Source organism: Actinoallomurus purpureus (assembly GCF_024055795.1).
GTDB classification, from domain to species: domain Bacteria; phylum Actinomycetota; class Actinomycetes; order Streptosporangiales; family Streptosporangiaceae; genus Actinoallomurus; species Actinoallomurus purpureus.
In genome coordinates, this window is the sequence record NZ_JAMXMY010000002.1 from 621,935 (window position 1) to 645,104 (window position 23,170).

Consider the following 23,170-nt stretch of genomic DNA (forward strand, 5'->3'; position numbering starts at 1 on the left):
CATGCGTCCTGTCGAGGCCGACCCCGGCCGCCTCGACGACCCCGAGGCGCTGGCGGCCGCCGATCCGGGCGACATGCTGCGGCGCGTCGCCTCGGCCGCGGCGCAGGTCCGCGAGGCCCAGCTGCACACCGCCGAGGCGGACGTCGAGCGGATCGCCCAGGGCGGCCGGCCCCGTGCCCTCGTGATCGTCGGCACCAGTGGCTCCGGCTTCGCCGGAGAGGTGCTGGCGGCCGTCTGCGGGCAGGGGTGCCCGGTGCCCATCTCGACCGTACGAGGCCACCGGCTGCCCGGCTGGGTCGGCGCGGCCGACGTGGTCATCGCCGTGTCCGGGTCGGGTGGCGCCGAGGAGACCCTGACGGCCGCCGTCGAGGCCGTGCGCCGGGGCTGTCGCCTGCTCTGCGTCGGCGCCCCCGGGTCGCCGCTGGCCGACATCGCCGTTCAGGCCGGCGTGCCGTTCGTGCCGGTGCACGCGGCCGGTCCCGAACGCGCCATGCTGTGGGGCCTGACGGTTCCGCTGCTGCTGGCCGCGCGGGCGCTCGGGCTGGCCGACGTCACGCGCGAGACGCTGGAGCGGACCGCCGTGGTCCTGGAGGAGATGAGCCACCAGTGCCGCCCGGCGAGTGAGGCGTTCGTCAACCCCGGCAAGCAGGTCGCCCTGGAGATCGCCGGCTCCATGCCCGTGATCTGGGGCACCTCGCCGCTGACCGGCGCGGCCGCCCGCCGGTTCGCCAGCCAGCTCGCGGCCAACGCCGGCCATCCCGCCGTCCACGGTGAGCTGCCGGCGGCCTGGCACGACCAGGCGGCGATCTTCGACGGCCCGTTCGTCGTCGGAGCCGCCGGGGCCACCGGAGCCGCCGGAGCCGCCGACGAGGACGACTTCTTCCGCGATCGGGTCGACGACCCGGAGCCGACGCTGCTGTCTCTGGTGCTCGTCCACGACGTCGAGGAGCACCCGCAGGTGACCCGGCGGCGGGAGATCGCCGCCGAGTTCGCCCGCGACCGCGCCGTCCCCGTCGTAGAGCTGACGACGAGGGGTACGCATCCTCTGGAGCGGCTCGCCGGGCTCATCGCGCACATCGACTACATCAGTGTCTATCTGGCCCTGGCGGTCGGCGTCGATCCGTCGGCGACCACCGGGGAACCCGAAGAGAGGACCACGTGAGTAACACCGGCCGCGCGACGGACAGGAGCGACCGTGAGTGCTGAAGGCGGAACCAAGGCGATCATCGCGGCACTCGCGGCGAACCTCGGCATCGCGGCTGCGAAGTTCGTGGCATTCGCGTTCACCGGATCGGCATCGATGATGGCCGAGGGGGTGCACTCGGTCGCCGACTCGGGCAACCAGGCGCTGCTGCTGCTCGGCAGCAAGCGGGCCAAGCGGGCCAGGGACCGCGAACACCCGTTCGGCTACGGCAGCGAGCGCTACTTCTACGCCTTCATCGTCGCGGTCGTGCTGTTCACCGTCGGTTCCCTGTTCTCGCTGTACGAGGGCTGGCACAAGGTCGTCGACCCGCACGACGTCGACGACCCGGTCTGGGCGTTCGGCGTGCTGATCTTCGCGATCCTGCTCGAGGGCTTCTCGTTCCGCACGGCCATCAAGGAGGCCGGCCGGACGCGTGGCGAGCAGAGCTGGGCGTCCTACATCCGCCAGGCCAAGGCGCCCGAGCTTCCGATCGTGATCCTGGAGGACTTCGCCGCCCTGGTCGGCCTGGTCATCGCCCTGGTCTGCGTGGCCCTGGCGGTGATCACCGGCAACGGGATCTGGGACGGCGTCGGCTCCATGGCCATCGGCGTGCTGCTGGCGTTCGTGGCGATCGTGCTGGCCGTCGAGACCAAGAGCATGCTCATCGGCGAGGCGGCCGCCACCGACGTCGAGAAGCAGATCGTGACGGAGCTGGAGTCGGTCGACGAGGTCGACCGCGTCATCCACCTGCGCACCCTGCACGTCGGCCCGGAGGAGCTGCTCGTCGCCGCGAAGATCGCGGTGACCCACGACGACACGGCGGGCGAGGTGGCCAGGGCCATCGACGCCGCCGAGAAACGCATCCGCGCCGCCGTCCCGATGGCCCGCCACATCTACCTCGAACCCGACCTCGATCGCTCCGGCGTGCCGAAAGCACCGTAGACCCCGGGGACACTCCACGGCGATCGCCCGCGAAACGGAGACCGCCGACCCCACGGTGTGGGGTCGGCGGTGATTGGTCGGGGCGGACGACCGAGTCGATCCCGGTCACACGCCGCCGGTTGTGTGGTCACGTCGGATCACGTGGAGGACGTCCCAGATGATCGCCACGTAGTTGGCGACGGCGAGCAGCCGGACAGTCACCAGCAGCGTCGTCCGCAAGTCGATCCCGTTCGCGAACCCGTCGCGGAGGTCGGGCACGGAATTGATGGTGAAGTAGATCACGCCGACGCAGGCTGCCACGCCGACGAGGCGCACGATCAGCCATTCGAGCGCGAGCGCCAGGTAGTAAACCCCCGACTCGATCCTGTCCAGGACCGCCTCACCGTGGTCGGCCAGCCTTGCGCCGGCGCGGCGGCCCCAGTTGCGGACGGTAATCCAGTTGTCGCGGAGCATGGCTCCTCCAGGTTCCCTGTTTGTAGTGACGCTTTCGGGAGGGAACCGTCCGTATCGAAGCCTCGGCGGCAAGCACATAGTCGGTCTGACCCGTCAAAAGGTGCAGCCCTCCGCCTGTCGGCGGAGGGCTGCTGTGATGGGAGGGGCCGCGTCAGCGGCACCCGCTCGATACCGTCACCCGATCACCTGGGTGAACCGGCTACGACAGGAAGCGGCGACCTGCTACCGCCCCCGGCCACGGCGTCGGCGGCTCCCCCGGCCCGGGCATCGGGAGGGGGACCGGCTTCTTCGGCGTGGACTTCGTGGTCGTCCTCATGGCGTGCTCCTTTGTCTGAGCTGTTTACCGTCCGTGTCTTTGGGCGTGGACGGCCTCGGTTCGGATGGATCCGAGTGATCTAGACCGTGCGGAGCCCGGCGCGCGGTGCAATGGATCGGGGAGGGAAGTTTCGGCGAGTCCGGTGAGTGCCTTCGGAACAGGGGTAGCGGCTATTCCGTGGCTCCGCCGGGAGTGACCAGGCCGGACTCGTAGGCGAGGACGACGGCTTGGGCGCGGTCGCGCAGGCCGAGCTTGGTGAAGACGCGGGCGACGTGCGTCTTGACCGTGTGCTCGCTGACGACGAGGCGGGCGGCGATCTCGGCGTTCGAGAGGCCACCGGCGATGAGCTGGAGGACCTCGGTCTCCCGGGCGGTCAGCGTCGCCAGGGCCGGGGCCGGCTTCGGCTGGTCCCGGCGCTGCCGTGCGAACTCCCGGATCAGCCGTCCCGTCACCTGCGGAGCCAGCAGTGCGTCGCCCCGGGCGACCACGCGTACGGCGGCCACCAGGTCGTCGGCGGTCGAGTCCTTCAGCAGGAAGCCGCTCGCCCCGGCCGACAGCGCCTCGTAGACGTACTCGTCGACGTCGAACGTCGTCAGCATGAGTACGCGCGTCGATCCGTTGGCCGGGTCGGCGAGGATGCGCTTCGTGGCGTCGATGCCGTCCATCTTCGGCATCCTGATGTCCATCAGCACGACGTCGGGCCGGTGGGCCTCGGCGAGCCGTACGGCCTCCCGCCCGTCACCGCACTGCCCGACGACGTCGATGTCCGGCTGGGCGGCGAGCAGGGCGGCGAAACCGGCCCGCACGATCGTCTGGTCGTCGACGATCAGCACTCGGATCATGAACGCCGATTCTGGCCTACCGGAAGGTCCGCCTGCACGGCGAATCCGCCTTCCGGTCGTGGGCCGGCGGCGAACCGGCCGCCGAGCATCGTCGCCCGCTCCCGCATTCCGACGAGGCCGTGCCCCATGAGCCGGGTCCGTGTGGCCGGGTCCGGCGCCGCGGGGGGAGCCGTCGCGCCGCTGTCGACGACGCGGACCGCCAGCCGGTCGCCCTGGTACTCGAGTTCGACGTCGACCCGCGCGCCGGGCGCGTGCCGCCGCGCGTTGGTCAGGGCCTCCTGCACGATCCGGTACGCCGACAGCTCGATCGTCGTGGACAGGGGGCGGGCGCTGCCGCGCACCGTCAGCCGCGCGTCGCCGCCCGCGCCGCGGTGCGAGTCGATGAGCTCGCCCAGCCGGTCCAGCCGCGGCTGCGGCGTCACCTCGGGCTCGACGCCGGGCTCGGCACGCAGCACGGTGAGCAGCCGGCGCATCTCTTCGAGAGCCTCCCGGGCGGCCCCGGCGATCTCCCCGAAGCCCTTCTTCGCCTCGGGGGACAGCTCCCGCATGGTGTACGGCGCCGTCTCCGCCTGTACGGCGATCATCGAGACGGAGTGCGCGACGACGTCGTGCAGCTCCCGGGCGATCCGGGCGCGCTCGCGCAGGATCGCCTGTTCGCGCTGGGCGGCGTTGAGCTGCGTGAGGGTCTCGCTGCTGCGCTCCCGCTCCTCGTCCACGCTGGCCTCGGCGGTCTCCACCGTACGGCGGGCGTCGCCCAGCCCGATCGCGGCGATGACGGCCGTGAGCCCGGCGAGCCAGGGGATGTCGTCGAGGCTGCTGGAGGCGAGGTACACCACGCCCACGGCGACGACGCTGCACACGCCGAGCACGCCCGTGGACTGGCGGGGCAGCTGCTGGGCGAGGATGTACAGCGTGTACAGCCCGGCGAAGGCCGTGATGAGCAGGACCTGCTGCCCGGACAGCAGGCTCGCGGCGAGCGCGCCCAGCACGATCGCCGACGCCGGCCGCAGGGACTCCCGGCGGAACATCAGCGGCAGCGTCGCCGCCAGCGCGAACACGCCGGGCAGGCTCACGACGCGCAGGTGGTGCAGGGGCAGTTCGATCAGGGCCGCCACGGCGATGATCGCGCCGGTCACCGGCCCGTACGCCCACGACTCTCCGAAACGGCGCCAGGCGTGGACCCAGCGCAGCAGCGGCGGCGTCTTGGGCGGCCGTGCCGCCGGGGCGGGCGGGCCCGCCGGGTTCGGCGGCTGCCGTTGCAGCAGAGTGCCGTCCGGCGAGGCGTACGGAGGTGGTCCACCGTAGGGCGGAGGCGCGGCGGGAGGCGTGCTCCTGCCGTACAGCGCGGTGACGAGGCGGCTCGTGATGGGGCGGAGCAGGCGGCCGATCCCGGTGAGGATCCACAGGAGGACCTGACCCACCGCGGTCACGACCTGCGCGGCCAGGCGCCACGCCGCCGGTCCGGCCTCGTGGAGGAAGTCAGGCTTATCGCTGGTCACTCTTTATCATCACCCGTCCGCGGAGGTGTTCGCCTCACCGCACAGAGCTATTTCGTCTCGGTCGTTCGGACCCCGATGTCCACCTCTGGGACGATCTCGGGCCCATCCTTGCGGGGGACGACCGGTCGCGATCCGCGGCGTACCTTTGCATTGTGACGAGGCGCCGGCGCTCTCGTACTAGGGGGTCCGAGGTCGCCGGCGTCCGGGCCGGGCCATCTGGATCTCGGGGGTTCGGATGGCGCGGCCGATCGTCCCTCGCCGAGGTGGCCGTAGTCCGTCCGGGTCTCCCGCGGGTTATCCCGTGGACGGCCTGATCGGGGCGACCATGGGCTGGGGAAGGCCCCGATCCGGCCTCCTCGGCGAGGGCAACCCCCGGCCCGCCGATCTCACGGCCGGCCGCGCAGGAGGCGCAGCGCCTTCTCTTTCTCGAAGTCCAGGGCCCGCGCCGGAGGCGCCGACACGCGCCCGACACGCTCGCCGAGCTCCCGGACGTCCGCCCGTACCTCCGGGTCGGCCAGTACGCGCAACCCGAACGCGAGCTCCGCGGGGCTGATGTCGTACCTCTTCTCCAGTGCCAGCGCGAGCGCCACGGCCCGCAGCTCGGCCTCGCCGAAGCGGCGGTGGCCCTGACGTTCGCGTGTCGGCGGAAGGAGGCCGAGGGTCTCGCGGTAGCGGAGCATGCGGGGGGACGTGCCGAGCCGCTGGGCGGCCTCCGTGATACGCATGGCCCTATTCTGACAAATCCGTGTCAGATACGCCGTCCGCCTCGTGCGATCCCCCGGCGACCGCGCCTAGACTCGCTCTCGGCACACCGAATCCCAGGGAGCAAACCAACCATGGACTACAAGGTCGCCGACCTGTCGCTGGCGGCGTTCGGCCGCAAGGAGATCCAGCTCGCCGAGCATGAGATGCCGGGTCTCATGTCGGTGCGCGAGGAGTACGCCGAGGCCCAGCCGCTGCGCGGCGCGAAGATCATGGGCTCGCTGCACATGACCATCCAGACCGCCGTGCTGATCGAGACGCTCGTCGCACTCGGCGCCGAGGTCCGCTGGGTCAGCTGCAACATCTTCTCCACCCAGGACCACGCGGCCGCCGCGGTCGTCGTCGGCCCGAAGGGCACGCCGGAGGACCCGCAGGGCGTCCCCGTCTTCGCCTGGAAGGGCGAGACGCTGGAGGAGTACTGGTGGTGCACGGAGCAGGCGCTCACCTGGCCCGGCGGTGACGGTCCGAACATGATCCTCGACGACGGCGGCGACGCCACCATGCTCGTCCACAAGGGCGCCGAGTACGAGAAGGCCGGGGCCGTGCCCTCCTCCTCCGAGGACGACCCGGAGGAGTGGAAGGTCGTCCTCGACCTGCTCCACCGCACCGTCGACGGCTCCGGCCGGTGGACCGCGATCGCCGAGCGCATCAAGGGCGTCACCGAGGAGACCACGACCGGCGTGCACCGCCTCTACGAGATGCACAAGACCGGCACGCTGCTCTTCCCGGCGATCAACGTCAACGACTCCGTCACCAAGTCGAAGTTCGACAACAAGTACGGCTGCCGCCACAGCGTCATCGACGGCCTCAACCGCGCCACCGACGTGCTGATCGGCGGCAAGGTCGCCGTCGTCTGCGGCTACGGCGACGTCGGCAAGGGCTGCGCCGACGCGCTGCGCGGCCAGGGCGCCCGCGTCATCGTCACCGAGATCGACCCGATCTGCGCACTGCAGGCCGCCATGGACGGCTTCCAGGTCACCACCCTGGAGGACGTCGTCGAGATCGCCGACATCTTCGTCACGACGACCGGCAACTTCAACATCATCCGCGCCGACCACATGGAGCGGATGAAGCACCAGGCGATCGTGTCCAACATCGGGCACTTCGACAACGAGATCGACATGGCCGGCCTGGCCAAGATCCCGGGCATCGTGAAGGAAGAGGTCAAGCCGCAGGTCCACACCTGGACCCTCCCCGACGGCAAGACGATCATCGTGCTCGCCGAGGGCCGGCTGATGAACCTCGGCTGCGCCACCGGCCACCCGAGCTTCGTGATGTCCAACTCCTTCACCAACCAGGTGATCGCGCAGATCGAGCTGTTCACCCGCACCGAGGACTACCCGGTCGACGTGTACACCCTGCCCAAGCACCTCGACGAGAAGGTCGCCCGCCTGCACCTCGACGCGCTCGGCGTCAGGCTGACCGAGCTCACCAAGGAGCAGGCCGCCTACATCGGCGTCGACGTCGAGGGCCCCTACAAGTCAGACCACTACCGGTACTGAGCCACCACCGCATCAGATGACGTACGACATCGCGGACCCCGGGCTCGCCGAGTCCGGGGTCCGGCGCATCGAGTGGGCCGACCGGTCCATGCCCGTGCTGCGGCGCATCCGGGAGCAGTTCGCCGCCGAACGCCCCCTGGACGGCCTGCGGATCGCGGCGTGCATGCACGTCACGACCGAGACCGCGAACCTCATCCGCGCGCTGCAGGCCGGCGGCGCCCAGGTCGCGCTCGCGGCCTCGAACCCGCTGTCCACCCAGGACGACACCGCCGCGGCGCTCGCCTGCGAGTACGGCGCCGCCGTGTTCGCCCGGCAGGGCGTCGACCGCGACGGCTACTACCGGCACATCCACCAGGCCCTCGACATCGCCCCCGAGCTCGTCCTCGACGACGGCTGCGACCTCGTCAACATCCTGCACACCGAACGCCGCGACCTCCTGGGCGGCGTGCGCGGTGGCTGCGAGGAGACCACCACCGGCGTCATCCGCCTGCACCAGATGGCCCGCGAGGACGCGCTCCGCTTCCCGATGGTGGCGGTCAACGACACCGACACCAAGCACATGTTCGACAACCGGTACGGCACCGGCCAGTCGACCCTCGACGGCATCGTCCGCTCGACCAACACGCTCCTCGCCGGCAAGACGATCGTCATCGCCGGGTTCGGCTACTGCGGCCGGGGCCTCGCCGAACGCGCCCGCGGCATGGGCGGCCGCGTCGTCGTCACCGAGATCGACGCCGTCAAGGCGCTCGACGCCCTCCTGCAGGGCTACCGCGTCCAGACGATGGCGCAGGCCGCCGAGCACGGCGACGTCTTCATCACCGTCACCGGCAACCGGGACGTCATCCGCGCCGAGCACCTCGCCCGGATGAAGGACGGCGCCATCCTCGCCAACTCCGGCCACTTCGACGTCGAGATCGACGTGCGGGCGCTGGCCGACCTCGCCGTGGAGGTCCACCACGACGTACGCCCGCAGGCCGACGAGTACGTCCTCGCCGACGGCCGCAGGCTCGTCCTGCTCGCCGAGGGACGCCTCGTCAACCTCGCGGCGGCGGAGGGCCATCCGGCGGCGGTCATGGACATGTCCTTCGCCGACCAGGCCCTCACCTGTGAGTGGCTGGTGAGCCAGGACCTGGCTCCGGGCGTGTACGACGTTCCCAAGGCGATCGACACCGAGGTCGCGAGCCTCAAGCTCGCCTCCATGGACGTCGAGCTCGACGCGCTCACCCCGGGCCAGGAGGAGTACCTGTCCTCCTGGCGGCAAGGGTCCTGATCTTCCGTGCTGGAAAGCCTTCGGGCTGCGGCCGCGACGGCCGGAGCGAGACCCGGCATAACGCCTGAATGTCGCCGACGGGCGAAGGTCTCTCGTTCCGCGGCGTACGCTCAGGCGGCAAAATTCCCGTGTGGCGGGACAGCGCAGAACGAGGGCAGCCACCCCGGACGGAAAAACTCCCGAATTCCGCCTCGGTGAGGAGCGCCCACCGACCACGCGGACCCACCTGGAGATCGTCGGCGTTCTCCGGAGACACTAGATTTGGGGGTATGCCGCGCGGTACGTACGTCCACGAAGCCGGCGTCGAGGAGCGGTTCACCTGCGCCCTGGACGGCGGCGGCTGGCGCTACTCCGCGGAGCGGTCCGACGGCGGCACGATCGAGCTGGTCGCCGACAGCCGCTGGCGGCCCGCCCGGCTCGAGGTGACCGCCGGCGAGCACGTCCTGCGGGGCGGCGCCGTCGGGGCGGAACTGCTGTGGGTGACCGCCGACCGGGAGCACACCGCGCGGGCCACCGGATTCCTCGGCGAGTCGCCGGGTCTGCTCGTCGCGGTCGCCCGGTCGCTGCGCCTGGCCGAGGGCGAGCGTGTCGACGTGCGGATCCTCCTGGTCACCGCCCCGTCCCTCGCGGTCCGTACCGTCCCGCAGCGCTGGGCCCTCGCCGAGATCGCCTGGCACGACGCCGACGGCGAGCGCGTCCCGGTCGAACGCTATGAGATCACCGACCTGGAGACGGGCGAGGTAGCAGAGTCCCACCTGGCAGGCGACGTGGTCGTGGCGGCTCCGGGTATCGAACTGGTCAACCTTGAGAATCCCCCGAATTTTTTCTAAGAACTTCTGACAACCTCTGGGGCATGTGCGGTGTCATATCGATCATGAAGCATGTGGTTGTCGGTGCTGGGGTCGTCGGTCTCCTCAGCGGCGGGCTGGTCGTTGCGTCGGGGGGCTCCGCGATGGCGAAGTCCAATCTCACGCTCAATGCCGCGCACAAAGTGATCCACGCGGGTCAGACCCTGCACTTCGCGGGGGTGGCCGGCGATGACGCCGGGCTCCGGAAGGCGCGGTTCTGCCTGCAGGTCCGGGATCCCGGGCGGCACTGGAAGCAGATCGGTACGTGCGTCAAGCCGTACCACGTCGACGGCTGGAGCGCGGACTTCCGGTTCGACACCCGGTTGCTCGCGCACGGCCGGTACGCCTTCCGCGCCGTGGGCGTCGGTCTGCGTCACCGGAACCACGAGATCTACGGGCCGTCTCCGTCGGTCCGCGTCACCGTGCGCTGAAACATCGGCGGACCCGCCCGCGGTCAGCCCGTGGGCGGGAGGAAACGCGGCGGGTTCGTGGTGCCCGGAGCGCCGCCGAGCCACTCCGGTACGGGCATGGGGCCGCCGCCGTACGACGGCATTGACGGCGGGGGCCCGCCCATCGTGATGACGGCCGGACCTCCGTGCTGCCCCGGGCCGGGCGGGACGCTGACCGTGAGCGGCATCCCGCGCCGGGCGATCGCGGCCCGCCGGGCGGCGCGCTCGGCCAGTCGGCGTTCCTCACGGTGCCGGCGCTCGGCGAGGACGGCCGACAGGTAGATCTCCGGCCGGAACCCCGCCGGAGGCGGCGGGCTGATGTAGGTCAGGACCTCCTCGGTGAGCCGCTGCCCCATCTCGTCGCGGACGCGCGGAGCGAGCTCCCAGAAACGCGTGAGGTACTGCCGAGCCGCCAGGGCGAGGGTGTCCGGCAGGCGGGACAGCTCCAGGGACGCCGCCCAGGGGGCGAGCTGCGGTGGCATGATCGCCACGGGGCCGAACATGACGTTCACCGGCACCCGGTCCTGGATGACGATCGTGCCCGCGAAGATGTCGCCGAGGCGTTTCCCGCGCGGGCTCACCAGGGACGCGATGAGCGCCGGAGAGCCGAACAGTGTCCAGAACTCGATGAACCCGGCCAGCGCCCGCACCAGCGCCTGACGGAAGCGCTCCGGGCCGCCGTCGTCCGCGACCACGCGCAGGCCCAGGGCGAGCTTGCCGACTGTACGACCCCGGGTGAGCGTCTCGGTGATCGTCGGGTACCCGACCAGGACGCCCACGAGCATCAGGATCGCCAGGCCGATCGTGACCGCGGAGTCCGAGACGCTGGACGACAACCCCACGAAGATCATGCAGAAGTAGAGCACCATCAGCTGCAGCAGCACGTCGATGAACAGGGCCAGCGCGCGGCTGGCCAGCCGCGCGACCCGGATGTCGAGTGCTACGGCCTCACCGGTGACGAGTTCGACGGGCACGCTGGCCCCTTCCGGTCGGACTTCAGTCGGGCGTATCGCTCAAAGCCTGGAGAACTCCAGTGAACGGTAGTCTGCCGGGTTGTGGACGTCGACGCCTTCGTGGCCGCGCACAACGCCGAATGGCGGCGCCTCGAGCAGCTCGTCAACCGTGGCACGCGCAAGCTGAGCGGCGAGGAGATCGACGAGCTGGTCGAGCTCTATCAGCGGGCGGCCACCCACCTGTCGGTGGTGCGCTCCAGCTCCCCGGAGCCCGCGCTGGTCGGCCGGCTGTCCGGGCTCGTGGCGCGGGGCCGGGCGGCGGTGACCGGGGCGCAGGCCCCGATGTGGCGGGACGCCGCACGCTTCCTCACCGTGGCGTTCCCGGTGACGGCCTACCGGATGCGCTGGTGGTGGCTGGGATCGGCGGTGCTGTCGAACCTGGTCTCGCTGGTGCTGGCCATCTGGGTCGTGCACGATCCGCAGGTACAGACGTCGCTGCTGTCACCGGAGCAGATCAAGCAGCTCGTCGACCACGACTTCGCCAATTACTACACCGAGCACGCCGCCGGGGCGTTCGCGTTCCAGGTGTGGGTCAACAACGCCTGGGTCTCCGCGCAGGCGTTGATCTTCGGCATCCTGCTGGGCATCCCCACGATCCTCGTGCTCTGGGGCAACCAGCTGAACCTCGGCGTCTCCGCCGGGCTGATGTTCGCCCACGGCAAGGGGGCGATCTTCTTCGGCCTGATCCTGCCGCACGGCCTGCTGGAGCTGACGGCGGTGTACCTCGCGTCGGCGGCGGGCCTCCGGCTGGGCTGGACGATCATCGATCCGGGCCCTCGCCGGAGGGGCCAGGCCCTGGCCGAGGAGGGCCGCGCGGCGATGAGCATCGCGATCGGCCTGATCGGCGTGCTGGCGGTCTCGGGCGCCATCGAGGGCTTCGTCACCGGTCACGTGCACGTCACCTGGCTGCGCATCGCCATCGGCGTCGTCGCCGAGACCGCCTTCATCGCGTACGTCGTCGTCTTCGGCCGCCGTGCCGCCAAGGAGGGCGAGACCGGCGACTCCGAGCTGGTCCCCGACGCCGCCCCGGTCGCCGCCTGACCGATCCGGTCAGGAGCACCACCGATGGCAGGGCGATGCTTCGGGAGTGTGGAGGCGTGGGTCAGAGGCGGCCGGCGGCCTTGAGGGAGAGGTACGCGTCGGCGAGGGCGGGGGCGATCTCGTCCGGGGGAGCGTCGACGACCTCGACGCCGTACTTGCGGAGCTCCGCGGTGACGCGACGGCGTTCGGCGCGGGCGCGCTCGGCGGCTGCGGCGTCATAGACGGCTGCGGCGTCGCCGCGGGAGGTCGCCATCTCCGTGACCCGCGGGTCGCTCACCGCCGCGACCAGGACGAGGTGCTTGGCCGTCAGCTGGGGCAGCAGCGGCAGCAGGCCCTCTTCGATCGCGGTGGCGTTGAGATCCGTCAGGAGCACGACCAGGCAGCGCTGCCGGACGCGGGAGAGCAGCGCCGAGACCATGCCCGCCGCGTCGGACTCGATCAGCTCCGGCTCGAGCGGCGCCATGGCGCGCACCATCGCGGTCAGCAGCTCGGTGCGGGCGGCGCCCTCCACGCGGGTGCGGACCCTCCGGTCGTAGGCCAGCAGGTCGACGCGGTCACCGGCCCGTGCGGCCAGCGCGCCGAGCAGCAGGGCGGCGTCCATCGAGCAGTCGAGGCGCGGGATGTCGCCGACGCGCCCGGCGGCCGTCCGGCCGGTGTCGAGCACCAGGTAGATCCGCCGGTCCCGCTCGGGCCGCCAGGTGCGGACGACGACGTCGCTGCGGCGCGCGGTGGCCCGCCAGTCGATCGAGCGGACGTCGTCGCCGTCGACGTACTCCCGCAGCGAGTCGAACTCGGTGCCCTGGCCGCGGATCAGCGCGACGTGCTGGCCGGTGAGCTCGCGTAGCCGCGCCAGTTTCGCGGGCAGGTGGCGCCTGGACGGGAAGGCGGGCAGGACCCGCACCGTCCACGGCGCGGAGCGGTTCAGCTGGCGGGCCGCCAGGCCCAGCGGGCCGTACGACCGCACGGTGACCGTGACGGGCGCGCGGTCGCCGCGGCGGGTGGGGACGAGGCGGGTCTCGACGTGGCGCCGCTCGCCGGGCGGGATCGTGACGGCCGCGCTGCGGGGGGAGGCGCCCGCGCTGGGCGACCAGGCGTCCCGGAGCCGGGCCCGGAGCCGACGGGGGCCCGGGTTCTCGACGATCAGGGAGACGGTGGCCTCCTCGCCGAGGCGGACGTTGGTGTCGCCGGAGCGGTGCAGGCGCAGCCGACGTACGTTGCCCGCCAGTGTGAGGTCGGCGGCGACGAGCGCGATCACCGTGCCGTCGACCGCGAGCAATGTCCACCAGCTCGGAACCAGCACGAGGACGACCGCGCCGAGGACGGCCAGCAGTCCGGTGCGCCCGGTCAGCGCCATACCCGACTCCTCACGCGCTCATCGGGGAGCGGGGACGGTGGTGAGGATGCCCTCGAGCACGCCGTCCGTCGTCGCGCCCTCCAGCTCCGCCTCGGGCCGCAGCTGCACGCGGTGGCGCAGAGTGGGCCGGGCGAGCGCCTTCACGTCGTCGGGCCGTACGTAGTCGCGTCCGGACAGCCAGGCCCACGCCCGGGACGTCGCCAGCAGCGCCGTGGCGCCACGCGGCGACACGCCCAGCTGCAGGGACGGCGACTGGCGGGTGGCCCGGCACAGGTCGACGATGTAGCCGCTGACCTTCGGGTCGACGTGGACCCGGCGTACGGCCTCGCGGCCCGCGGCCAGGTCGGCCGGGCCGGCGACCGGGGTCACGCCGGCCGCGCCGAGGTCGCGCGGGTCGAAGCCGGACGCGTGGCGCTGCAGCACCATGATCTCGTCATCGCGAGAGGGGACCGGGACGTTCAGCTTGACCAGGAACCGGTCGAGCTGGGCTTCCGGCAGCGGGTAGGTCCCCTCGTACTCGACCGGGTTCTGGGTGGCGCAGACGACGAACGGGTCGGGCAGCGGGCGGGGCTGGCCCTCCACCGACACCTGCCGCTCCTCCATCGACTCCAGCAGGGACGCCTGGGTCTTCGGCGGCGTCCGGTTGATCTCGTCGGCGAGCAGCAGGTTCGTGAAGACCGGGCCCTCCCGGTATTCGAACTCCGACGTGCGGTTGTCGTAGACGAGGGAGCCGGTGACGTCGCCCGGCATGAGGTCGGGGGTGAACTGCACGCGCTTGAAATCGAGCTTCAGCGCCTGCGCGAGGGTGCGGATCAGGAGCGTCTTGGCGACGCCCGGGACACCCTCCAGCAGGACGTGGCCCCGGCACAGCAGGGCGATGACCAGGCCGGTCACGACGGAGTCCTGGCCGACGACCGCCTTGGCGACCTCCCCGCGCAGTGCCGTCAGCGCGGCACGGGCGTCCTCGCCCCCGATGTCCTGTGGAGTTTCCGTCAAGAGCTGCGAACCAACCTTTCCAGGTCGTCGAGGACGCCGACGAGCAAGACGAGCCCGGCGTCGTCCACTGGGGGAGGACCGTACAGGGCGGCGCCGATCTCCGCCTGCTCCCGCCCGGTGTGCGCCGCGATCGCCGCGACGATCTCGGCGGCCATCGCGGGGTCGGACGCCGCGGTTCGCGGCATGCCGAGCAGCCCGGTGAGACGCTCGAGCGCGCCGGCGCGCAGTGCCTCCGCCGCCCGGTCGGCGGCCCGCCGGGAGCGGTACAGCCGGGCGCGGCCCTCGACGGCCTCGGCGGAGCGCACGATGACCGGCAGCGGCTCGACCACGACCGGGCCGAGGCGCCGGGACCGCCACAGCGCCACCAGCGCGACGGCGATGACGATCTGCAGCACGGCGAGCTTGACCCCGAAGGGGACCAGCTCGCCGAACGACTTCTGCCCGCCGCTGCCCGGCGACGGCAGGTCCGGCATGAGCCAGACGGCGTTCGGCCGGGCCTCGATCAGGTTCATGGCCAGGGCGGCGTTGCCGCGCTCGGCAAGGTGCTCGTTCGTCAGCGGTCGGGTCGCGCCGAGCACGGTGACCGTCGCGCCGTCCACGGGCAGCTGTACGAGGCCGGCTCCGCCGGTGGTGGGATAGCACTTCGTGGCCTGGCCGGGGGCGGTGTAGGTGGTCGCCTCGAGGAAGTCGGCGCTGCCGGCGTACGCCGCCGCGGGCAGGGTGCACCCGGGCTCGGGCGTGCTCCAGGCCGAGCCGGCCGCCTCGACGCCGGGGGCCAGGGCCTTGAGCGTCTCGCCGGACGGGGTGATGAGGAGCCGGTCGCCGGGGGCGCCGCGGAGGGCGGTCAGGTCGGCGGGCACCAGGCGCTCGGAGCGGACGACCACGAGGACGGCGTCGGGCTGGGCGCGCAGGCGCTCGGCGGCGGCGGACGCGCTGTGCACGACCGTCACGGGGGTGCCGTGCCGCCGGGTGATCTCCGCGAGTGCCCGGGAGCCCTGCTGACCGGGCGAGTCCGGGTCGAGGTACTCCGAGCCGGTGCGCGGGCGCATCAGGGCGAGGAGCACGCCCACGACGGCCAGGGCGAGCAGCGCCACGAGGACGCCCCGGGACCGCTGCCAGCGGCGCCGCGCCACCTGTCCGGCGGTGGCCGCGTCGCCCGCGGGTGGGGCCTGCAGCGCCGTCATGAGCGGCCTCCGAGCGGGACGGGGCGCGCGTCGCGCAGCCGGCCGTCGAGTTCGACGAGCCGCCGGTAGCCGTCCGCGTCGCCCTGGCGTCCGCCGTACCAGACGTCGTCGAACAGGCGTATGCCGGCGGCGAGGGCGTCGGCGTGGTCGGGCAGTGCCGTCCCCGCCTCGGTCGCCAGCTCGTCGGCGGTGCGGCCGGGCCGGGGCGGGACGATCGCCCGCTCCTCCAGGTCGCGCGCGATGGCGCGGAGGCGTTCGCGGATGGCCTCGGGCCACTCGCCGGCGGCGGCGTGGCGTTCGGCCGTGGCCCGGTGGTCCTCGGCGGTCGTGGTCGCGTGATCGAGCAGGGCCTTGGGCCCGGTGGCGTTGCGGCGCACGCTGCCGATCCGCCACCAGACGGCGGCGATCACCACGACGAGCAGGGCCAGTAGGAGGACGAGGCCGAGCCAGCCGCCGCCGGTGCCGCCTCCGGTGCCGGTCAGGCTGTGGTAAAGGGTGTTCAGCCAGTCGCCGATCTTGTTGAGGATGCGTTCGACGAACGAGGGCTCGTCCTGGTGGTAGACGGGCTTCTGGAGCTCGCGGCGGGCCAGCTCGCGCGCCGGGTCGCGGGCGATCGGCGGACCGCCTCCGTAGAGGATCACCGGCGTCATCGGTGCCATCCCGGAGGCGGCGGCGCGGGTCTGACGAAGGTCTGGCGCGGCATGTGGGGCTGGGGCCCCGAGCCGGCCGCCGTGAGGGGACCGGGCAGCCAGGCGGCGAGCGGGTCGGCGGGCCGCTCCATCTGCAGCTCCAGATCGAAGGCCTCGCGCCGCATACGCCGGTCGGCGTACATCAGGGCGATCACCCCGGCGTTGAACGGGTTGACGAGCGTGCCGGCGATGATGCGCCCCACCCCGCCGACCGCGATGACGGCCACGAGCAGCCAGCCGTGCGGCTCCTTGTCGAAGGCCAGCATGATCTGCTGCGCGACCGCGAACGGCACCGGAAGCACCACGAACTCGACGAACAGCGTGATGACGAGCGCCAGGCTGAGCACACCCATCATCCGCCACCAGCGGCCGCGCACGATCTCCGCCGACCGGCGGAGCGCGGCGCGGACGCCCCGGCGCTCCAGCACGGCGATCGGGGTGGCGAGGGCGAACCAGACGTAGCCGACCACCATGAGCGCCACCGCCAGCGGGACGCCGAAGATGGCCGTGAGGGCCTGGACGCCCGCGGGAGCGTGGACGACGATCGCCGCGACGAGGGGGGCGAGGGGGAGCGCCACGGCGACCAGCACGATCGCGAGGACGGCCGCCGCGGCGCCGATGAGCCGGGCCCGGGACCCCCGCACGTCGCGGTGGACCTGCCCGAACGAGGTGGCGCGGCCCAGCAGCGTGCGGCCCATGACCGGGGCGAGGAGCCCGCTGAGCAGGAGCACGACGTACGCGGTGAGGACCAGCCCGACGAGGGAGGTCGCGGACGCGAGCCCGAGGGTGCGGGTCAGGTCCACGGGAGTCCGGACGTCGGCGCGGATCCGCCCGCCGAGCGCGATGTACTGCACGGCCGTGACGGCCACCTGCACGATCGACGTGAGGATCGCCGAGAGGCCGAGCGTGGCGCGTGGGTTGCGGCGGACGTAGGTGATCGCTCCGTCGAGGAGCTCCGAGACGCCGAGCGGCCGCAGCGGGATCTCCGTCTCGAGCGTGTCGTCGGCGGCGGCGGCGGGCTCGGGCGGCGGAGTCTCGGGGCCGGCGCTTTCGGGCAGGGCGGAGCCCGGTGACGCCCAAGCTCCCGCGTCGGTCATGACACTCCCCGCCCGCCCATCACCCGGTCAATCCTGCCATGCGGCGAGAGTACGGGTGATCGGTCGCCGGAGTCGGCGGATCCGGGGACTGCACGGCCTAAATCGGGCAGACTGGGGGCGTGGACGGGGTACGGCATGCGATCCGCCGGGTGCCCGCAGCGCGATCCGGGAGAAGTCACCACAATCGCCGGACAACCTGCGGAGCCGCTCGGGAGTCCTGTCTACAATCCGGCCTTCGATGTGACCCGGGCGGCCGGTGACGGCCATCGTCACCGAGCGCCGGGTCATCGCGCAGGTAAACGAAGGTAGCCTAGCCCCCCTGGGCGACCGCCTCCGATAACGCGACGATGAGGGCTCATGAAGGGACGCGTGCTGGTCGTCGATGACGACCTGGCTCTGGCCGAGATGCTCGGCATCGTGCTCCGCGGCGAGGGCTTCGAGCCGTCGTTCGTGCACGACGGTGACAAGGCGCTCGAGGCGTTCCGGGAGACCCGGCCCGACCTCGTGCTGCTGGACCTGATGCTGCCCGGAATCGACGGGATCGACGTGTGTCGGCAGATCCGCGCCGAGTCCGGCGTGCCGATCGTGATGCTGACCGCCAAGAGCGACACGGTCGACGTCGTTCTCGGCCTCGAATCCGGCGCCGACGACTACATCGTCAAGCCGTTCAAGCCGAAGGAACTGGTGGCGCGGGTCCGCGCGCGGCTGCGCCGTACCGACGACCCGACGCCGGAGCTGCTTCAGATCGGCGACATCTCGATCGACGTGGCGGGCCACTCGGTGAAGCGGGCCGACCGGCACATCCCGCTGACGCCGCTGGAGTTCGACCTGCTCGTCGCCCTGGCTCGAAAGCCGCGCCAGGTCTTCACCCGTGAGGTGCTCCTCGAACAGGTGTGGGGCTACCGCCACGCCGCCGACACGCGGCTGGTCAACGTCCACGTTCAGCGGCTGCGCGCCAAGATCGAGAAGGACCCCGAGCACCCGGAGATCGTCGTGACCGTACGCGGCGTCGGGTACAAGGCGGGTCCGGCATAACGGCCCTTCGAGTCCGCGAGCAGTCGATGAACACGTGGGTCAGGCTGACGACGGCGGCCCGTCGCGGCCTGCGAGCGGTCCGCCGATCCGTTCGCGCTGCGTTGCGCACGGCGTACGTCAGCTGGCGGCGGTCGTTGCAGGCGCGCGTCGTGACGACGACGTTCCTCGTGTCCGGGCTGGTGGTGGCGGTGCTCGGGGTCTTCCTGATGCAGCAGATCACCACCGCGCTGCTGGAGGCCAAGGAGCGGGCGGCGCTGCTCCAGCTCGACGAGGGCGCCGGCGTGGCCCAGGGACGGCTGGCGGTCGCCAGTATGGACGACTCCGACAGCACCAAGATCACGCTCAACGCGATCGTCACCTCGCTCGCCCACCGGAGCGGGCCGTCGGGCCTGTACGAGGTGATCATCCTCGATCGGGACGACCCCGGCAGCCTCGGGTTCAGCTCCAACTGGGTCCGGCTGAAGAGCGTCCCCGCGGTGCTGATGCAGCAGGTCGAGTCGTCGGACGCGAGCAAGCCCTACCGCACCTACGGCACGCTCACCTATGACGACGGGTCGTCGGAGCCCGGCCTGATCGTCGGTACGAAGCTGAGCCGTTACCAGCTGTACTACCTCTTCCCGCTGACCCAGGAGCGGCAGAGCCTGGAGGTCGTCCAGCAGACGCTCCTCGGCGTCGGCGCGGCGCTCGTCCTGCTGCTCGCCGCGATCGCCTCCCTCGTCACGCGGCAGGTGGTCATCCCCGTGCGGATGGCGGCCCAGGCGGCCGAGCGGCTGGCGGCCGGGCGGCTCGAGGAGCGGATGAAGGTGCGGGGTGAGGACGACCTCGCCCGGCTCGCCACCTCGTTCAACGACATGGCGGCCAACCTGCAGGAAAAGATCGTTCAGCTGCAGGAACTGTCGCAGGTGCAGCGCGTTTTCGTCTCCGACGTCTCCCACGAGCTGCGCACCCCGCTGACCACGGTCCGGATGGCCGCCGAGGTGCTGTACGAGGCGCGTGCGGACTTCGATCCGATGGCCGCCCGCTCCGCCGAGCTGCTGCAGAGCCAGTTGGAACGTTTCGAGGGGCTCCTGGCCGACCTTCTGGAGATCAGCCGCTACGACGCCGGCGCCGCGACCCTCGACATCGAGCCGATGGACGTCCGTGAGCTCGTGCTTCGGTCGGTCGGCTACACCGAGGACCTGGCCGAGCGGAAGGGCAGCAAGATCGTTCAAAAGCTGCCGGGCGAGGCGACCATGGCGGAGGTCGACCGGCGCCGCGTCGAACGCATCCTGCGCAACCTCCTGGTCAACGCGATCGAGCACGGCGAGGGCAAGGACATCATCGTCAGTGTCGGCGCCGACCGCGACGCCGTGGCCATCGCCGTCCGCGACCACGGCTGCGGGCTGCGGCCCGGCGAGACGACCATGGTGTTCGACCGGTTCTGGCGCGCCGATCCGGCGCGGGCCCGCACGACGGGCGGCACCGGTCTCGGGCTGTCGATCTCCATGGAGGACGCCCAGCTGCACGGCGGCTGGCTGCAGGCATGGGGAGAACCGGGCCAGGGGTCACAGTTCCGGCTGTCGTTGCCCCGGGTGGCGGGGAGCGAGCTGCGCGGGTCGCCGCTGCCCCTGGTGCCGCCGGAGATCGAGCTGCAGCGTGCGCCGTACGCAGGGCTGGAACTGGAGGCGGAGGCGTGAGGTCCCGGGTCTTGGCCGTCCTCGCCGCGGTGTTCCTGGCGGGCGGGTGCGTCGGTGTCCCGCAGGGCGGCCGGGTGCTGAGCGGCAGCGCCGGCGGAACCGAACAGCCGGTCGACGACCCGTACGTCCGCATCATCCCGGTCGGGCCGGAACGCGACGCGACTCCCATCACGATCGTCCAGGGCTTCCGGACGGCCTCGTCCAGCTTCGACGGATTGAACGGCGAGCACCAGGTCGCCCGCACCTACCTCGCCTGCTCCTCCTGCTGGCGGCCGGGTGTGGCGTCGATCGTCTATGACCAGCTGGACGCCCCCGGGTACCACGACGACGGCCCCGGGCATGCGACGGTCACGCTGGAGGGCACACAACTGGGCAAGATCGGCGCCGACGGTCAGTACATCGCCGATGCCCGGCGGTTCAAACAGATCTTCCGTCTGCGTCAGGACGCCCAGCGGCAGTGGCGCATCACCGACCCGCTCCCCACGGAGCTCCTGCTCAGCCGCGACGACGTCACCCGCGCCTTCCGCACCCTCGACCTGTACTTCTTCGCACCCGACGCCCAGGTGCTCGTTCCCAACCCGGTGTTCATCCCGCTCGTCAGCCGGTCCTGGCTGCCGACCCAGCTGGTCAAGCAGCTGATCGGCGGTCCCACCACCTGGCTCAAGAGCGCCTTCGTGCGATCGGCGTTCCCGGCCGGCACGGCGGTGCGCAAGCTGGAGATCAGTGGAGGCGTGGCCACCGTCGACCTCAGCCGCCAGGCCCGGGCCGGCGACCTGCGGAACATGTCGATTCAGCTGATGTGGACGCTCCGGCAGCTCCGCGAGGTCCAGCGGATGGAGCTGAGGATCGACGGCAGGCCGATCGAGGTGCCCGGCGTCGGCGGGTCGCTGCAGTCCATCCGGGACTGGGACGCCTTCGACCCCGACGGCAACGGCGAACCGCAGCCGGCCTACGTGCGTATCGGTGACGGACGCCTGGGGCACCTCGAGGCCGGAGGGCCGCAGGCCACCCTGCCCAAGCTCCAGGCCGCCCATCCGGCGATCTCCTACGACCACCGGCAGGTCGCCTCCCTGAACCGCGCGGCGGACACCGTCACCGTCACCGACCTGGTCGGGGGCGCCGTCCGGACCACGCTGCGGGCGACCTCGAAGGGCGGCAGGTTCACCCCGCCGTCCTGGGACTCACGCGGCAACGTCTGGGTGGTCGAGTCGACCACCACCGGCTCCCGCCTCTGGGTGATCGAGGGAGGCACCCGGTCCGCCCCGGTGGACGGCTGGGCGCTGACCCCCTACCCGGTGAGGGCACTGCGCATCTCCCGCGACGGCACCCGCGCCGCGGCCATCGTGAAGGTGGACAACCGCTGGCAGGTCCAGCTCGGCCGGGTCGACCGGGCCCCGTCGGGCGGTCTGCAGGCGGAGGGGTTCATCGCGATCAGCTCGGAACTGCAGAGCGCCATCGATCTGGCCTGGAGCACCACCGACCATCTCGCCGTCGTCGGCATGACCAACGGGAACTCCTCCCCGTCGTTGTTCGACGTGCCGGTCAGCGGGGCCCCCACCCAGCCGATGATCGGCCCGGGCGGTGAGGTGACCACGATCACGGCCTCGCCCGGCTCCCCGCTGCTGGTCACCCAGCGCGTGTCGGGAGACCCGACCCTCAACGTCTGCCGGCTCAGCGACCGGTACGACGAGTGGAAGTGCTTCAACGGCACTTCCGACCCCGCCTACGCCGGTTAGGGCCTGTCTCGAAGTCCCCGTCCGTAGCGAGCGGTGTCCAGGTGGTGCCTCGGAAGGCGGAGGAGGGAGTCAGCCTGGTTTTGGCTGGCGACCGACGACAACGCGGCGAGGCGCCGCCTGGGCGCCGCGCAGTAGGACAGTGGGGCTTTGAGGCAGGCCCTAGCGCCGCGCCGTCGGCGGCCTCGTCCACCGGCGTCACGGACGGTCGGGTGGTCTCCGTGCGTGACGCGGGCGGGTAGCGGGTTCCTGAGCGCGTACGGGCGGTGCCGGGTCCCCCAAGACCCGTGACGGGCGGTGGACTCGTCCACAGGCGTGTCATGGGGTCTGGCGGCCCCACTGCGCGCACCGGCAGGCTTCGATCCGTGGGACTCCTCGCCGCCGCCCTCGACCTCCTGCTGCCGCAGCGGTGCGCCGGCTGCGGCGACGCCGACGGTCTCGTGTGCCCCGTCTGTGCCGCCCTGCTCGGCGGCCCGGCCCGCGTGTGCCCGCCCCGGCCCGCCCCGCCCGGCCTGCCGCGGCCCTGGGCCGTCGCGCCGTACACCGGCGCGGTCCGGCAGGTGATCCTGGCGCACAAGGAGCGCGGGCGCACGGGGCTGGCCCGGCCGCTCGGGGTCGGTCTCGCGGCGGCGGTGCTGGCGGCCGCCGGTGACACCGGGTGCCCGGTCCTGCTGGTCCCGGTGCCGTCCTCACGCGCCTCCATGCGCCGCCGGGGGCACGACCCGACCCTCCGCATCGCGTGGGCGGCGGCTCGTGAGGCGGCCGTCCGCTGGGGCGTCGCCGTGTCCGTCTCGCGGGCGCTGGCGCAGCGTCGCGGGGTCGCCGACCAGGCCGGGCTGACGGCGGCGGAGCGAGCGGCCAATCTCGCGGGCGCCCTCACCGTGCGGCGCGACGTACGCGGGGCCACGGTGATCGTGGTGGACGACGTGATCACCACTGGGGCGACGCTCGCGGAGGCCGCCCGCGCCCTGCGGGCGGGCGGCGCACGGGTCCCGGCCGCCGCGGTCGTCGCCGCGACGCGCCGATACGGTGACGCGCCGGCTTCCCGTGATCTCGGTCACGTTCCGTAGCCGATTAACGGCCGACCCTCTCGCCGGCGGAACAGCCCGCGCGGTCACCTTGGGTGGCCCGTCTGCCGCAAACCGCATAATTCTCGCCTGGGCGGCGCCCGTCCGGACCCGTGATCGACCTGTTTCGCCCGGTCGGCGGCCGGTGACGTCGGTGTTCCGTAGGGCGAACCGGGGGTCCGAAACGGTGCCCGTCAATGACTATCCGTGGTTTTCTCC

The 23,170-nt window shown here is 72.1% G+C and carries 21 protein-coding genes; 11 read left to right on the forward strand and 10 right to left on the reverse strand.

The window, feature by feature from the left end:
• Position 1 precedes the first annotated feature (1 nt).
• Together NE236_RS07670 and NE236_RS07675 are read left to right on the forward strand one after the other, a co-directional pair.
• Positions 2-1,162 (forward strand): SIS domain-containing protein, encoded by a 1,161-nt coding sequence (locus tag NE236_RS07670; protein WP_252841105.1) that lies wholly within the window; start codon positions 2-4, stop codon positions 1,160-1,162.
• A 33-nt stretch (positions 1,163-1,195) separates the two neighbouring features.
• The gene (locus NE236_RS07675; protein WP_252841106.1) at positions 1,196-2,125 is read left to right on the forward strand and encodes a cation diffusion facilitator family transporter; all 930 of its coding nucleotides are present in this window, start codon (positions 1,196-1,198) and stop codon (positions 2,123-2,125) included.
• A gap of 105 nt (positions 2,126-2,230) precedes the next feature.
• Here the strand turns inward: NE236_RS07675 and NE236_RS07680 are convergent, their stop codons facing one another.
• The 4 genes from NE236_RS07680 to NE236_RS07695 all read right to left on the reverse strand — a co-directional run bounded on the left by NE236_RS07680 (position 2,231) and on the right by NE236_RS07695 (position 5,960).
• On the reverse strand, positions 2,231-2,578 hold the full coding sequence (locus tag NE236_RS07680) for a hypothetical protein (RefSeq protein WP_252841107.1): 348 nt from the start codon (positions 2,576-2,578) through the stop codon (positions 2,231-2,233).
• A gap of 486 nt (positions 2,579-3,064) precedes the next feature.
• Complete coding sequence (locus tag NE236_RS07685) at positions 3,065-3,736, reverse strand: response regulator (RefSeq protein WP_252841108.1); 672 nt, start codon at positions 3,734-3,736, stop codon at positions 3,065-3,067.
• Positions 3,733-5,235 carry a sensor histidine kinase gene (locus NE236_RS07690; RefSeq protein ID WP_252841109.1) on the reverse strand — a complete coding sequence of 501 codons (1,503 nt, stop codon included), beginning with the start codon at positions 5,233-5,235 and terminating at the stop codon, positions 3,733-3,735. The genes NE236_RS07685 and NE236_RS07690 overlap by 4 nt, the downstream gene beginning before the upstream one ends.
• A gap of 386 nt (positions 5,236-5,621) precedes the next feature.
• Positions 5,622-5,960 (reverse strand): MerR family DNA-binding transcriptional regulator, encoded by a 339-nt coding sequence (locus NE236_RS07695; RefSeq protein ID WP_252841110.1) that lies wholly within the window; start codon positions 5,958-5,960, stop codon positions 5,622-5,624.
• Positions 5,961-6,071: 111 nt separating this feature from the next.
• On the opposite strand from NE236_RS07695, the gene ahcY (NE236_RS07700) reads away from it, so the two are divergent.
• The 4 genes from ahcY (NE236_RS07700) (at position 6,072) to NE236_RS07715 (ending at position 10,048) form a co-directional block, all read left to right on the forward strand.
• On the forward strand, positions 6,072-7,499 hold the full coding sequence (gene ahcY / locus NE236_RS07700) for an adenosylhomocysteinase (protein WP_252841111.1): 1,428 nt from the start codon (positions 6,072-6,074) through the stop codon (positions 7,497-7,499).
• Between the two features lie 16 nt (positions 7,500-7,515).
• Positions 7,516-8,769, forward strand: a complete 1,254-nt coding sequence (gene ahcY, locus NE236_RS07705; protein WP_252841112.1) for an adenosylhomocysteinase — start codon at positions 7,516-7,518, stop codon at positions 8,767-8,769.
• A gap of 269 nt (positions 8,770-9,038) precedes the next feature.
• Positions 9,039-9,599 carry a hypothetical protein gene (locus NE236_RS07710; RefSeq protein ID WP_252841113.1) on the forward strand — a complete coding sequence of 187 codons (561 nt, stop codon included), beginning with the start codon at positions 9,039-9,041 and terminating at the stop codon, positions 9,597-9,599.
• A gap of 44 nt (positions 9,600-9,643) precedes the next feature.
• Entirely contained in the window at positions 9,644-10,048 is a 405-nt protein-coding gene (locus NE236_RS07715; protein WP_252841114.1) for a hypothetical protein, read from the forward strand.
• Positions 10,049-10,071: 23 nt separating this feature from the next.
• Here NE236_RS07715 and NE236_RS07720 read toward each other — a convergent pair whose 3' ends face one another.
• Positions 10,072-11,040 (reverse strand): RDD family protein, encoded by a 969-nt coding sequence (locus NE236_RS07720; RefSeq protein WP_252841115.1) that lies wholly within the window; start codon positions 11,038-11,040, stop codon positions 10,072-10,074.
• Between the two features lie 81 nt (positions 11,041-11,121).
• On the opposite strand from NE236_RS07720, the gene NE236_RS07725 reads away from it, so the two are divergent.
• On the forward strand, positions 11,122-12,120 hold the full coding sequence (locus NE236_RS07725; protein WP_252841116.1) for a stage II sporulation protein M: 999 nt from the start codon (positions 11,122-11,124) through the stop codon (positions 12,118-12,120).
• 61 nt (positions 12,121-12,181) lie between these two features.
• Here the strand turns inward: NE236_RS07725 and NE236_RS07730 are convergent, their stop codons facing one another.
• Genes NE236_RS07730 through NE236_RS07750 form a run of 5 tightly spaced genes read right to left on the reverse strand, consistent with a single transcriptional unit; the run spans position 12,182 to position 17,440 of the window.
• A complete protein-coding gene (locus NE236_RS07730; protein ID WP_252841117.1) occupies positions 12,182-13,474 on the reverse strand; it encodes a DUF58 domain-containing protein in 1,293 nt (430 codons plus the stop codon).
• 18 nt (positions 13,475-13,492) lie between these two features.
• Positions 13,493-14,470 carry an AAA family ATPase gene (locus NE236_RS07735; RefSeq protein WP_252841118.1) on the reverse strand — a complete coding sequence of 326 codons (978 nt, stop codon included), beginning with the start codon at positions 14,468-14,470 and terminating at the stop codon, positions 13,493-13,495.
• Positions 14,467-15,654, reverse strand: a complete 1,188-nt coding sequence (locus NE236_RS07740; protein WP_252841119.1) for a DUF4350 domain-containing protein — start codon at positions 15,652-15,654, stop codon at positions 14,467-14,469. Before NE236_RS07740 ends, NE236_RS07735 begins: the two co-directional genes overlap by 4 nt.
• Positions 15,651-16,304, reverse strand: a complete 654-nt coding sequence (locus NE236_RS07745; RefSeq protein WP_252841120.1) for a DUF4129 domain-containing protein — start codon at positions 16,302-16,304, stop codon at positions 15,651-15,653. Before NE236_RS07745 ends, NE236_RS07740 begins: the two co-directional genes overlap by 4 nt.
• Positions 16,301-17,440 (reverse strand): DUF7847 domain-containing protein, encoded by a 1,140-nt coding sequence (locus tag NE236_RS07750; protein ID WP_252841121.1) that lies wholly within the window; start codon positions 17,438-17,440, stop codon positions 16,301-16,303. Before NE236_RS07750 ends, NE236_RS07745 begins: the two co-directional genes overlap by 4 nt.
• A gap of 357 nt (positions 17,441-17,797) precedes the next feature.
• Here NE236_RS07750 and mtrA point away from each other — a divergent pair, with 357 nt between their 5' ends.
• The 4 genes from mtrA (at position 17,798) to NE236_RS07770 (ending at position 22,954) form a co-directional block, all read left to right on the forward strand.
• Positions 17,798-18,475: an MtrAB system response regulator MtrA gene (gene mtrA / locus NE236_RS07755; protein ID WP_252785371.1), complete on the forward strand. Its 678-nt coding sequence runs from the start codon at positions 17,798-17,800 to the stop codon at positions 18,473-18,475.
• Positions 18,476-18,501: 26 nt separating this feature from the next.
• On the forward strand, positions 18,502-20,151 hold the full coding sequence (gene mtrB, locus NE236_RS07760; RefSeq protein ID WP_252841122.1) for an MtrAB system histidine kinase MtrB: 1,650 nt from the start codon (positions 18,502-18,504) through the stop codon (positions 20,149-20,151).
• The gene (locus NE236_RS07765) at positions 20,148-21,887 is read left to right on the forward strand and encodes an LpqB family beta-propeller domain-containing protein (RefSeq protein ID WP_252841123.1); all 1,740 of its coding nucleotides are present in this window, start codon (positions 20,148-20,150) and stop codon (positions 21,885-21,887) included. The genes mtrB and NE236_RS07765 overlap by 4 nt, the downstream gene beginning before the upstream one ends.
• 362 nt (positions 21,888-22,249) lie before the next feature.
• Complete coding sequence (locus NE236_RS07770; protein WP_252841124.1) at positions 22,250-22,954, forward strand: ComF family protein; 705 nt, start codon at positions 22,250-22,252, stop codon at positions 22,952-22,954.
• Positions 22,955-23,170: the final 216 nt, after the last annotated feature.

What these genes read in the sequence shown, in the direction of transcription:
- NE236_RS07670 (WP_252841105.1), top strand. Translation starts at nt 2, where the DNA reads ATGCGTCCTGTCGAGGCCGACCCCGGCCGCCTCGACGACCCCGAGGCG.
- NE236_RS07680 (WP_252841107.1), bottom strand. Translation starts at nt 2,578, where the DNA reads ATGCTCCGCGACAACTGGATTACCGTCCGCAACTGGGGCCGCCGCGCC.
- NE236_RS07685 (WP_252841108.1), bottom strand. Translation starts at nt 3,736, where the DNA reads ATGATCCGAGTGCTGATCGTCGACGACCAGACGATCGTGCGGGCCGGT.
- NE236_RS07695 (WP_252841110.1), bottom strand. Translation starts at nt 5,960, where the DNA reads ATGCGTATCACGGAGGCCGCCCAGCGGCTCGGCACGTCCCCCCGCATG.
- ahcY (WP_252841111.1), top strand. Translation starts at nt 6,072, where the DNA reads ATGGACTACAAGGTCGCCGACCTGTCGCTGGCGGCGTTCGGCCGCAAG.
- ahcY (WP_252841112.1), top strand. Translation starts at nt 7,516, where the DNA reads ATGACGTACGACATCGCGGACCCCGGGCTCGCCGAGTCCGGGGTCCGG.
- NE236_RS07710 (WP_252841113.1), top strand. Translation starts at nt 9,039, where the DNA reads ATGCCGCGCGGTACGTACGTCCACGAAGCCGGCGTCGAGGAGCGGTTC.
- NE236_RS07715 (WP_252841114.1), top strand. Translation starts at nt 9,644, where the DNA reads ATGAAGCATGTGGTTGTCGGTGCTGGGGTCGTCGGTCTCCTCAGCGGC.
- NE236_RS07730 (WP_252841117.1), bottom strand. Translation starts at nt 13,474, where the DNA reads ATGGCGCTGACCGGGCGCACCGGACTGCTGGCCGTCCTCGGCGCGGTC.
- NE236_RS07740 (WP_252841119.1), bottom strand. Translation starts at nt 15,654, where the DNA reads ATGACGGCGCTGCAGGCCCCACCCGCGGGCGACGCGGCCACCGCCGGA.
- NE236_RS07745 (WP_252841120.1), bottom strand. Translation starts at nt 16,304, where the DNA reads ATGACGCCGGTGATCCTCTACGGAGGCGGTCCGCCGATCGCCCGCGAC.
- NE236_RS07750 (WP_252841121.1), bottom strand. Translation starts at nt 17,440, where the DNA reads ATGACCGACGCGGGAGCTTGGGCGTCACCGGGCTCCGCCCTGCCCGAA.
- mtrA (WP_252785371.1), top strand. Translation starts at nt 17,798, where the DNA reads ATGAAGGGACGCGTGCTGGTCGTCGATGACGACCTGGCTCTGGCCGAG.
- mtrB (WP_252841122.1), top strand. Translation starts at nt 18,502, where the DNA reads ATGAACACGTGGGTCAGGCTGACGACGGCGGCCCGTCGCGGCCTGCGA.